Raw genomic sequence first — 11248 nt, 5'->3', positions numbered from 1 at the left:
GGTATCCCCCGCCTCCGCCGTCTGGTGGTGGGTATCCCCCGCCTCCGCCGTCTGGTGGTGGGTATCCCCCGCCTCCGCCGTCTGGTGGTGGGTATGCGCCGCCTCCACCTGGACCGGTGATCCGCACACTGCCTAAGGAGGCCTATACATCCTGGAGCACCCGGGTACTGGCTTACATCATCGACAACATTCCGGCCGCGGTTGTGCTTGGCGTTGGCATGTTGACTCAGACGCTTACGAAACAAGAGGCGTGTGTCACCGATATCACGCAGTACAACGTCAACCAGTACTGCGCCACCCAGCCCACCGGCATAGGCATGTTGGCGTTCTGGCTCGCATGGCCGGTGGCGATAGCTTACCTGGTCTGGAATTACGGCTACCGCCAGGGCACCACCGGCTCTAGCATCGGCAAGACGGTGATGAAATTCAAAATGGTCAGTGAGATCACTGGACAGCCAATCGGTTTCGGGATGTCGGTGGTGCACCAGCTTGCGCACTTCGTCGATGCAATCATCTGTTACATCGGGTTCTTATTCCCGCTTTGGGACGCCAAACGGCAAACCCTGGCTGACAAGATCATGACGACAGTGTGTCTGCCGATCTGACACAGCGCTGCCACTTGGTACGCTAGCCGGCGCGCCCGTAACCGCTGACCGCAGCGGCCATCGCTTAGGCTGATTGTCGATGAGTGAAGATCACCAGGGGTACCACGGCATCACCGGACTAGCCACTAAAGCTATCCATGTTGGCTATCGCCCGGATCCGGCAACCGGGGCAGTAAACGCGCCGATTTATGCCAGCAGTACGTTTGCCCAAGATGGCGTCGGCGGGTTGCGCGGCGGATTCGAGTACGCTCGCACCAGCAATCCGACTCGCGCCGCCTTAGAGGCATCCTTGGCTGCGGTGGAAGAGGGCGCCTTTGCGCGGGCCTTCAGTTCCGGGATGGCCGCTAGCGACTGCGCCTTGCGGGCAATGCTGCGGCCGGGGGACCACGTGGTCATACCGGATGATGCCTACGGCGGCACCTTTCGGCTGATCGACAAGGTCTTCACTCAGTGGAACATTGACTACACGCCGGTGCCGTTATCTGACTTGGATGCGGTCCGTGCCGCGATCACACCACGGACCCGGTTGATATGGGTGGAAACACCAACCAATCCGTTGCTGTCTATCGCCGATATCAGCGGTATCGGCGAATCAGGCATAAAGCACTCGGCAAAGGTTTTGGTGGATAACACCTTTGCGTCGCCCGCGCTGCAGCAGCCACTTACGCTGGGGGCGGACGTCGTGCTGCACTCGACCACCAAGTACATTGGTGGCCACTCCGACGTGGTGGGCGGTGCGCTAGTCACCAACGACGAAGGGCTAGACCAGGCTTTCGGTTTCCTGCAGAACGGAGCTGGCGCGGTGCCAAGCTCGTTCGACGCGTACCTGACGATGCGTGGCTTGAAGACGTTAGTGTTGCGGATGCAGCGGCATAGCGAAAATGCCATTGCGGTAGCGGAATTCCTGGCCGAGCATCCCTCGGTGTGCGCCGTGCTATATCCCGGCTTGCCCAGCCATCCTGGGCATGAGATTGCCGCACGACAGATGCGCGGCTTCGGCGGTATGGTTTCGTTGCGGATGCAAGCAGGCCGACAAGCTGCTGAGGATCTGTGCGCCCACACCAAGGTGTTTATCTTGGCTGAATCCTTGGGTGGGGTCGAGTCACTCATCGAGCATCCCAGCGCGATGACGCACGCATCGACAGCCGGGTCGAAGTTAGCAGTCCCCGACGACTTGGTGCGGCTTTCGGTCGGTATTGAGGACGTTGACGACCTGCTGGGTGACCTCGAGCAGGCGCTAAGCCAACTGCCCCGACTGTGAAATCGGTGACACGGCACGCCGGACCATTGCAGGATTCACACTCGCGGTAATTATGAGTGGTAAGGCTCAGCGCTGACCAACGTGACTTGCACGGTGTTGCCGTTGGGCACAGTGTAGCTGCGAGTCTCACCCACCTTGGCGTCGATCAGGGCGCCACCCAATGGTGAGTTTGGCGAGTACACCTCAAGCTTGCCGCCGTTAATGCTCTCCTGGCGAGTGGCGATGAGGAATGTCTCGGTATCGGACTTGTTGCCGTTGTAGTAGACTTTGACTACCGAGCCGGGCAGCGCCACGCCGGACTGCTTGGGTGCTTCGCCCACTTTCGCGTTGTTGAGCAGGTCCTGTAGCTGGCGAATGCGCGCTTCCTGCTGGCCCTGCTCCTCGCGGGCAGCGTGATATCCGCCGTTCTCGCGCAGGTCACCTTCTTCGCGGCGGTCGTTAATTTCCGCGGCGATGACCGGACGGTTCGCGATCAACTGGTCGAGCTCGGCTTTGAGTCGGTTATGTGACTCCTGGGTCAACCAGGTCACCTGAGTATCCGTCATTTCGTCGCGCTCCTTAGTATTCTCGGCTCTGCGTATCCGCGTAAGTATTTGATCCCCCGCTGCCCGGGAAGTATCCAGGCCATCCCCGTGTGTCGCTGCCTCGTTCCGTTCACGGCTATCCATGCAGCAATACACGATCCCAGTAGGAACCGTGCATTTACTCATGTTACCACCGCGAAAACAGCTGGTGAGGTCATATTCACCGGTTAGCATTTGTCGTTCAGTGAGGCTGAGCCCAGGTACCTTGGTACATCGGTGCCGCAGCCATAGAGATCGGCCATTACCGGTGGTCGGGCGGATTTCACCGTCGTCATCTGCACTATGGCCGCCTCGGATGGCATGACCGACACCGCAGCCTATCTGTGTCGCTGTCGTTTTAGACTAAACCTGTGCAATGTAATCTACCGGACGGGACTGGTCGGAGCGCGTCACGCTGATTGTCACCGACACCGTCTTGTCATCGATCACTTGGTAGCGGACCAGCGAATCCGCCACGTCACTGGTGCCGAACCGTTGGTAGCTGATGATAGCGACGGCGGTGCCGGCAGTGACGGCCACCACGGCGAGGGCGATGACGCCACGGCGCCGTGATCTGGCGGACAGTCGGGGATGTCAGTAACGGGTCTCGGGCAGTGGGATGGGAGCGTGGTTCATCTGTGCCGCTTTCCCCCTCAACTTTCCTCCGCAAGCGATAGGTTTCCTCACATCAATGTCTTTATATGCTACGCATCGTGGTTGGCGCGGTTCATTGAGCGGCTTGTCGGCCGCTGTACCTCTGGCCGACAAGATGTAGCGATCGAGAAGTGAAATTGTAGGCTCAGGCGGTTGACCGGCGAATGGACAAGGGAGCATGTGAGCGAACTGCGGTTGATGGCGGTACACGCCCACCCTGACGATGAGTCCAGCAAGGGCGCTGCCACTCTCGCCCACTACGCCAACGAGGGCCATCGGGTGTTGGTGGTGACGTTGACCGGCGGCGAGCGCGGTGAGATTCTCAACCCGGCGATGGACCTGCCCGATGTACATGGACATATCGCCGAAATCCGCCGCGACGAGATGGCGAAGGCAGCCGAGATCCTCGGTGTGGAGCACGCGTGGCTGGGCTTCATCGACTCTGGCCTACCCAAGGGCGACTCGCCGCCCCCGCTGCCCGAAGACTGCTTTGCGCTGGTGCCTCTGGAAGTGTGCACCGAGGCGCTGGTGCGAGTTATACGCGAGTTCCGTCCGCACGTGATGACCACCTACGACGAGAATGGCGGCTACCCGCATCCTGACCACATTCGTTGCCACCAGGTTTCGGTCAATGCCTATGAGGCGGCTTGCGATTATCGGCGTTTCCCGGATACCGGCGAACCGTGGACAGTATCCAAACTATACTATAACCACGGTTTTCTGCGGGCGCGGATACAGCTGCTGCACGACGAATTTGTAAAGCATGGTCAAGAAAGCCCGTTTGACGAATGGCTCGCGCAGTGGGATCCTACGCACGACCCGTTTGAGTCCCGGGTTACAACTCGGGTCGAGTGCTCAGAGTATTTCAGCCAGCGAGACGATGCGTTGCGGGCGCACGCTACCCAGATTGACCCCAAAGCCGAGTTTTTCGTCGCGCCGATTTCCTGGCAACAGCGGTTATGGCCGACCGAGGAGTTTGAGTTGGCCCGTTCGCGGGTCCCTATCCGGCTGCCGGAGCACGATTTATTCGCAGGAATCGAGGCAGCCGAGTGAGTCATATCTTTCTTGCCGTGATTGTTGATGGCTCGCCGCAGCACCACGGGCCCGATTTTGGCAAGGCGAGTCCGATGGGCCTGCTGGTTGTCTTGCTGCTGTTGGTCGCCACGTTATTGCTGTTGCAGTCGATGAACCGGCAACTTAAGAGGGTCCCTACATCGTTCGACCCTGAACACCCTGAGCCTGGTCAGGCCGCTGACGAGGGAACTTATCTGGGTGTCGATGTTGGTGAAGAGCCTCTCAGTGCCGGTCGCAACGGATCTGCGCAACCACCGGAACCCGACAAGGACCCCGGCTGATTCGTAGCGGACAAACACCCTGGGCCTGGCGGTTAGCTCGTATTTGCTGCCAGCATGCTGGAAAATCGGTGCATTGGCAGCAGTGGACGCCACGAGCACTAACGGATACGGCCGCACGTGATGTGCCGATTATGTTGCTCGTTGGCTATGCTGTGTGTAACTGAGGTCATGTCATGGCTCATGAATTGTTCGAGAACGACGAAATGGCCGTCACGGTGAACGCGGGATTTATCTGTGTCAGAGTTGATCGCGAGGAAAGACCCGATATCGACGCGGTTTACATGAACGACACTGTCGTGCTTGCCGGACAGGGTTCCTGGCCGATGACGTGTTTTCTGAGGCCCGATGGCCGACCGTTTTCTGTGGCACTTGCTAGCTGAAAGCTACTTTCTTGTAACTTCTTCAGCTATTTCTGACATCTAGTGGGACTGCTGCGGTGAGGTTAAGGAGGTGTCCGATTACATCATCGGCGAGTTGCGCTCGATAGCCGGGCTGTCCGGCGGCGGTCCAGCGATGATATCGACGCTGTGCGGCAACGCTGTGGCAACTGTGCGATGTGAACAGGACACCGCTCATGGCGGTTTCAGCGTAGCGCCCAAGTCTCCGTCGTCGGAGCTGCTGCGCAACTATGAACGCACCGGATTGTTGGCTGCGTTGGAGAGGGTCGCCTGTACAGAAAGAGCGATGGCCCGTGACGGCATCTATGACCAATTTGCTGGCGGGTTCGCTCGACACAGCGTCGACGACGTCTGGGTGGTGCCATATTTCGAGAAGACCTTGATGTAGTAAAGAATACTGTATATTACAGTGCACTACTCTTGCACGTATGCGCGCACTGGGTTCGCCATGCCGGATACCAGTTAGCTCGTCTAGTTGCCATGCAGAACGCCTGTCTTCTGCTCAACGAGCTGGGTCAACGCCGGAATATTCACGCCGCCGCTGGGTCCGACACCTTCAAGCACGGGGTGTCGGTGATGGAGCTGCATGGGGACCCGGATTCGCAACAACTGCAACGGATCCGGGCCGCGTTGCCGGTTGCCCGGCTTACCCGCGCTCAACCTGGACATGATAACAAGGTTATCGAGGCCTGGAACGGCCTGGCGATAAACGCCTTGATGGAGGCTAGTGTGGCATTGCGAAAACCCACGTTTGGTGGCGAGCTGTGCGGTCCTGCGCGACGGTGTTGCTGGATTTATAGATGGCCGATAGCCAGCTGCGCCGAGCCAGCCTAGACAGGATGGTTGGCGAGGCCGCTGCGATCCTCGGATACCATGTGATATAGACTAGGCGGCTGTTAGCTAGTTATACTAGTGTCCTTCTTAATAAGGGCTGGCTGGCGATAGTGAACGAAGTGTTCGATACCGTGTTGTGGCACTTCGCCAGCCTGCAGTGCCTTGGCGGCTGGTTCGATACTGCCGATCACGCTGAACAGCAGTTGTGGACCGCTGATCCGCAGGATGGGGCGACCCCGTCAGGTGCATCGTCGATCGCTAAAAAGTTGCTGAATGTCGCACAACTGATTCTGCGCGCTGAGCGTTATTTGCTGGCGGCGGAAAATACGTTGAACGTGCATTCGGTGCTGTTGGCGCGCGCCGCGCTTGGTCAGGTATTAGCTGGCGGTGGCCGAATCCGCGGTGCGTGGACCACTGCAGATCGCGGTCGCTTGCGACCCTGCGTAGTTGCCCCTGCTGACCGACGTGTGCTGGCTGATGCCCGACAGCGCGATCGTCGTTGGTGATAAAGTGGGCTCGTCGGCGCTGCTTACTGGCTGGACAGGACCATGTGGATGGTTCTGATGCCGCTTACGTGTAGCTGTGGCCAGATCTGCGATCTTGTCGGTAACCAGCTCAGTCGGACTCACGACGGTCCTGGGTGCGCTGGGGTAATTTGTGTCGCGAACGTGAGGTTGCCCTTCACGCTCGACAGCCAACGTGAAGCTGGCTTCACGTTGGCTGGTGAAGATCGATCAGAAGACTACGAACCACATGGCGGTGTAGTAGCCGATCGCCGCGATCGGGGTGCAGGCGTGGAAAAAAACTTGTGGAAGCCAAACATTGTCGGCTACAGGTTGGGCCAGTGCAGCCCGTGGAGAATGCCGCCGATGCTGTACAAGGCACCGCGGGCAAACAACAGCACCATGGCGTCCACTCCGACGTTATGTCGGATCGTGCCTGATGTACCACACCGCCACTTAACCCAGCAACAAGTACAGCGGCTACCTCATCTAGCACGGTGCCGATGGCCAACACACCTTCAGCAGGATCTCGGCCAGTGCGCTGTTCCATACGGTCCACAGCACCATTCGCCTTGCCTTGGGCGGCATGGCCAGCAGTGCGAATGGGATGTAGCTGCCCGTGATGAACACGAAGATCATCGAATGGCCCAGCCCGCCGCATCCATTTCTGGGTGGTCGCGGATTTCCAGTGGACGCGGTGTCTAGGTGGCACTGACGGCGAACATCAGCAGCAGAGCCGCGTTGTAGGCAAACGTGGCCAGTCCGGTGCAGGTGGATGCCACCGCCCACGAGACCGCGACCAGTGCGGCCCCCGCAAGGACAGCGATCATCACCGAATACACGTGGATCCAGTCTAGAAAGCGCGGTTTGGCCCGAACGTGGGTGACGCTTTCGACGATCTGCTGAGCGGCATTAGCCGGCTCCGAGCCTGGTGATTCAACAGCCGCCTCGTTGCTGGCCGTCTCGATCTGACCACTCATAGCCTCTGCTTGCTCTCGTGTTGAATTGCCGTTGGCTGATGTGAATCACAGGAACCCAGAATGCTTATAGCACGGACTCGACATGACATAGTCGGAAATGCGGACCGGGATTTGCTGCTTATCACAGTAGGGTAGACGCTTGTGGAGATTATTCCGCCGCGGCTCAAAGAACCGTTATATGCGCTCTACGAGCTGCGATTGCGGCAGGGTCTAGCTGCTTCAAAATCCCAACTTCCCCGCCACATCGCAGTGCTGTGTGACGGAAACCGGCGGTGGGCCCGTGACGCCGGATACGACGATGTTAGTTATGGCTATCGGATGGGTGCGGCCAAGATCGCCGAGATGCTGCGGTGGTGCCAAGAAGTCGGCATCGAAATGATCACCGTCTACCTGCTATCCACGGAAAACTTGCAACGCGATCCCGATGAGCTCGCCGCACTGATCGAGATTATTACCGACGTGGTCGAAGAAATCTGCGCACCTGCCAACCGCTGGAGTGTGCGTACCGTCGGCGATTTGGAGCTGCTTGGCGAGGAACCGGCACGTCGACTGCGCGGTGCGGTGGAATCTACACCGGGTGCCGCGCCGTTTCATGTCAATGTTGCGGTGGGCTACGGAGGTCGCCGCGAGATCGTCGGCGCGGTACGCGCGTTGTTGGGTAAGGCACTTGCCAACGGCGCCGCCGCCGAGGAGCTCGTCGAGACCGTGACCGTCGAGGGTATTTCCGAGAATCTGTACACCTCTGGCCAACCTGACCCCGATCTGGTGATTCGTACTTCAGGGGAGCAACGCCTATCCGGGTTTTTGCTGTGGCAGAGCGCGTATTCGGAGATGTGGTTCACTGAAGCGCACTGGCCCGCATTCCGACGGGTCGATTTCCTGCGCGCGCTGCGCGACTACAGCATGAGGCACCGCAGGTATGGAGCATGAGGCATCGCAGGCACGATAAGCAGCGACTACAGGTCGTGTACGTAACACACTGGATGCGTGGTTGTACTGTCGGCGGTGGTATTCACGCTCAGCGAGCGGCTCGGGTTGTATTTGCGGGCTCGTGATCCGCGTAAGTGTTCGCGTTTGGTGGCGGTCGGACTGTGCGGTTTCGCGCTGTTAGTGATGCTCGACACGGTACGGAACGTCAGTACTGCGCACACCTAGCTGCTTAGCCAGCTCGAGATCTACCTGGTTGCCTCTCCTCTGCGTGGCGTAGTTCACAGTGCTCGTCGAACTGTTCCGGCCGCCTGAAACCGCTCGGGTGCGCACCACTGAACTGTTATTGGTCGGCAGTGTCCACGGACCGCTGCGGCTGGGGTCACTGGTTGATGTGTGCGGTGATCTCGATATCCACGCTAGGTGCCATGGTCGTCGCTGTGCAGTGTCCCACCAGTCGGTGTTAGTTGGTCGCAGTGGCCTCGGCTTGGTCGTCGTCACGCTGTTTTTCGCGCTAAGCAATGCGATCCTAATTATCCCGCTCGGCCTGACACCCAGCTAATAGCACGTCGAAGGGCTTCGACGTGCTATTAGCTGGGTGTCACCGTGGCCCCTGTGGATGCCTTTGATGGGGGGCAAGCGCTGCGCGCTGACATGCTGTGTACGTTTGCTGGCTGTGTCGGCCTGATGGCAACCCGCAACGAACCCGCCACGCATATCGGGCTGACGATGTTACTGTTCATTAGCCTGGCGATCTCGCTAACAGCGTAGATGCTGGCCGATCTGTTGGCCGGGATCCTGGACCGCCTGGCGTTCTTCAAGTCTCCTTCGCTGCGCACTAACTGGGCCACGCTACGGCACACCGGGGTGGCAGTGCCGCTGAGACCGGTTGATCCCTTGGCCGATGTCGACGAGGACGCATTTGTCTTGTCAAGTGTACCCGCCAGGCGCTGAGCCACTACGGTGACCTACTCCAACTGGTCGACGCTCAATTCAGCTGGCTAGGTGATGAATAATGCGGAATTGGTCGAACGACGAGTAGCCTATTAATCCTAGTCCAGCAGATCCGTGAGAGCTGCTGGACAGCCCGCGTCATGCTAGAGTCCTGTAGTCAGGCGTCCTACCAGATGCTTCCCGTGTATCTGGTCATCGAAAATCGGGCTTAGCCAGGTGAGTTGGTGGCAAATAACCACTTGTGCAAAATGCTGCGGCGATCCTAGACCTCGAGCAGAAATACAAACGGCACAAGGCCGACGAGGCTATGTCCACGGTCCAGCAGTGTTCCGTGTTCAAGGGTTAAGTCCAAGGGTGGTGTATGACGTTGTCCTGTTATTCTTCAGGATCGTGGGTTAGGCGGTTAGCGCCGTTGGATGTCTCCTGTTCTGTCGGAGTGTCGATGGTGAGACGGGATTTGCTGAAGATGTCGAGGACCAGGTAGCGGTGTGGTCCGGTCAATTCGTCGTGTTATTCGGCCAGCGTTGCACCGACTAGGCGCCTGTTGAGTCAGGGGTTTAGAGGCGGTGCCTGTGTCGCCCGGCAAAAATTTGGGCGCAGTGTGTTCGTTGATTTTCCACGCCCAACAGGGCTGCGGCCGTTCGAAAGTTTTTCGACGTGGTCGAATCGGAAATAGTACGGATGAACTGCTTAGTCCTTTCATGGGTGGAAGTACATGGCGGTGCTACGGGTCGATCTGGCAGTGCATCGACGGCACTCTCAAACCTGTTCGACCCAAACCGCTATCCCGAGGGGGTAATCACATGACTGCTATCCCTAGTTATGCGTGCCAACGCCACGTTGATGGGATCGCCGGTTCTGGCCGCTGACGAAGTTTCGTCGCTGACTGGGCTGACGTCCGGCAAAGAAGACGCCATGGGCGCCTTCTTCGTGCTCTACGGTCTGGTGGTGTTCAGCCACACGGCGTTGCCGAACTTATGGTGCGCCGGAATCGGTGTCGTTGTGGCCGACATTGGGTACATACTGGCGACGACCGTGGCCGCTGAAACAGTGCCGATGACCAGCATAGGGGTCGCTGTGGTGCTGTTTAGTGGCGCCTACACTGCGGCGTTCGCAGCACTGCAATACCTGGGCGTGCGTCGTCTAGGGACGTAATTGTTGGAACCAGCCGGTACGGGGCACCGCCGCGGAGTTGTTGCCGGCCCCGGCTTGTTCCCACGCTACAGCTTGCGCAGGCGCAGCCGGTTAATGGAGTGGTCGGCGTCTTTGCGTAATACTAGGGTGGCGCGGGGACGGGTCGGCAGAATGTTATCCACCAGATTGGGCCGGTTGATCGACCGCCAGATCTCGCGTGCGGCGGTAATCGCCTTCGAATCGGTCAGAGCCGAGTAGTGGTGGAAGTGTGACTCCGGGTTGGCGAATGCCGTGCCGCGCATGGCTAAAAACCGCGATACGTACCACTGTTCGATATCTTGGATCCGGGCATCCACGTAGAGCGAGAAATCGAATAGGTCCGACACCATCAGGGTAGGGCCGGTCTGTAATACGTTGAGGCCCTCTAAAATCAGGATGTCGGGATGTCGGACAACGTGCTTGGCTCCGGGAAGGATGTCGTAGCGCAGATGTGAATATACCGGCGCGCATGCGTAGTCGGAGCCGGACTTCACCGACGTCACGAACCGCATCAGCGCTCGGCGGTTATAGCTTTCCGGAAAACCTTTGCGGTGCATGAGATTGCGCCGATCTAGTTCGGCGTTGGGGTAGAGAAAACCGTCGGTGGTTACTAGGTCAACCCGGGGATGGTGATCCCAGCGAGACAATAGTGCTTGCAGAACGCGGGCGGTGGTTGATTTGCCGACTGCCACGCTGCCGGCCACTCCAATGATGAATGGCACCGGCCGGTCCGGGTTTTGTTGTGGCTCGCCGAGAAATTCCGCGGTGGCGGCGAACAATCGTTGGTGGGCAGCTACCTGAAGATGAATCAACCGGGCCAGCGGTAGGTAAACCTCTTCAACTTCGAGCAGGTCGATCTGCTCACCAAGACCACGCAGGCCAATCAGTTCCTCTTCGGTGAGGGCTAGCGGCGTCGACATACGAAGCGCGCGCCACTGCTTTCGGTCAAATTCGACATACGGGCTCGGCTCGCTAAGCCACGGCATAGTGCCAGTGTTGCAGGAGCGTAGGCGCGCCCGAAGGCTGGGCTGGCCAAAAACC

General features: G+C 58.9%; 9 protein-coding genes and 4 pseudogenes. 8 read left to right on the top strand and 5 right to left on the bottom strand.

The features are described from left to right. Together MUBE_RS13860 and MUBE_RS13855 are read left to right on the top strand one after the other, a co-directional pair. The coding region (locus MUBE_RS13860; protein ID WP_133297129.1) for an RDD family protein at nucleotides 1-605 on the top strand (605 nt) is incomplete at its 5' end. A 79-nt stretch (nucleotides 606-684) separates the two neighbouring features. After that, nucleotides 685-1866, top strand: coding sequence for a cystathionine gamma-synthase (locus MUBE_RS13855; protein WP_116540972.1), 1182 nt, complete (start codon nucleotides 685-687; stop codon nucleotides 1864-1866). Between the two features lie 50 nt (nucleotides 1867-1916). On the opposite strand, the gene greA is transcribed toward MUBE_RS13855, so the two are convergent. Continuing rightward, nucleotides 1917-2411 carry a transcription elongation factor GreA gene (gene greA / locus MUBE_RS13850; RefSeq protein WP_116540971.1) on the bottom strand — a complete coding sequence of 165 codons (495 nt, stop codon included), beginning with the start codon at nucleotides 2409-2411 and terminating at the stop codon, nucleotides 1917-1919. Between the two features lie 206 nt (nucleotides 2412-2617). Then, nucleotides 2618-3014 (bottom strand): annotated as a pseudogene (locus tag MUBE_RS13845) (DUF4307 domain-containing protein). A gap of 249 nt (nucleotides 3015-3263) precedes the next feature. On the opposite strand from MUBE_RS13845, the gene mca reads away from it, so the two are divergent. From mca to MUBE_RS20615, 3 genes and pseudogenes are all read left to right on the top strand, one after another. Next, nucleotides 3264-4136, top strand: coding sequence for a mycothiol conjugate amidase Mca (mca, locus tag MUBE_RS13840; RefSeq protein ID WP_116540970.1), 873 nt, complete (start codon nucleotides 3264-3266; stop codon nucleotides 4134-4136). Next, entirely contained in the window at nucleotides 4133-4438 is a 306-nt protein-coding gene (locus MUBE_RS13835; protein WP_116540969.1) for a hypothetical protein, read from the top strand. Before mca ends, MUBE_RS13835 begins: the two co-directional genes overlap by 4 nt. Nucleotides 4439-4457: 19 nt before the next feature. Then, nucleotides 4458-6272, top strand: a pseudogene (locus MUBE_RS20615) (thioredoxin domain-containing protein); the annotation flags it as partial. A gap of 132 nt (nucleotides 6273-6404) precedes the next feature. Here MUBE_RS20615 and trhA read toward each other — a convergent pair. After that, nucleotides 6405-7153: pseudogene (trhA, locus tag MUBE_RS13815) on the bottom strand (PAQR family membrane homeostasis protein TrhA). A 141-nt stretch (nucleotides 7154-7294) separates the two neighbouring features. On the opposite strand from trhA, the gene MUBE_RS13810 reads away from it, so the two are divergent. Together MUBE_RS13810 and MUBE_RS20610 are read left to right on the top strand one after the other, a co-directional pair. Beyond that, on the top strand, nucleotides 7295-8083 hold the full coding sequence (locus MUBE_RS13810) for a (2Z,6E)-farnesyl diphosphate synthase (RefSeq protein ID WP_116540966.1): 789 nt from the start codon (nucleotides 7295-7297) through the stop codon (nucleotides 8081-8083). Nucleotides 8084-8140: 57 nt separating this feature from the next. Further along, nucleotides 8141-9063 (top strand): annotated as a pseudogene (locus MUBE_RS20610) (hypothetical protein); the annotation flags it as partial. Between the two features lie 346 nt (nucleotides 9064-9409). On the opposite strand, the gene MUBE_RS19175 reads toward MUBE_RS20610, so the two are convergent. Beyond that, nucleotides 9410-9535 carry a hypothetical protein gene (locus tag MUBE_RS19175; RefSeq protein ID WP_279386745.1) on the bottom strand — a complete coding sequence of 42 codons (126 nt, stop codon included), beginning with the start codon at nucleotides 9533-9535 and terminating at the stop codon, nucleotides 9410-9412. Between the two features lie 306 nt (nucleotides 9536-9841). Here MUBE_RS19175 and MUBE_RS13795 point away from each other — a divergent pair, with 306 nt between their 5' ends. Further along, entirely contained in the window at nucleotides 9842-10189 is a 348-nt protein-coding gene (locus MUBE_RS13795) for a hypothetical protein (RefSeq protein ID WP_116540963.1), read from the top strand. A 65-nt stretch (nucleotides 10190-10254) separates the two neighbouring features. On the opposite strand, the gene coaA is transcribed toward MUBE_RS13795, so the two are convergent. After that, entirely contained in the window at nucleotides 10255-11193 is a 939-nt protein-coding gene (gene coaA, locus MUBE_RS13790) for a type I pantothenate kinase (RefSeq protein WP_116540962.1), read from the bottom strand. Nucleotides 11194-11248: the final 55 nt, after the last annotated feature.

Origin of the sequence: Mycobacterium uberis (genome assembly GCF_003408705.1) — a bacterium.
Taxonomy (GTDB): Bacteria; Actinomycetota; Actinomycetes; order Mycobacteriales; family Mycobacteriaceae; genus Mycobacterium; species Mycobacterium uberis.
This window is presented reverse-complemented; position numbering and strand designations above follow the sequence as displayed.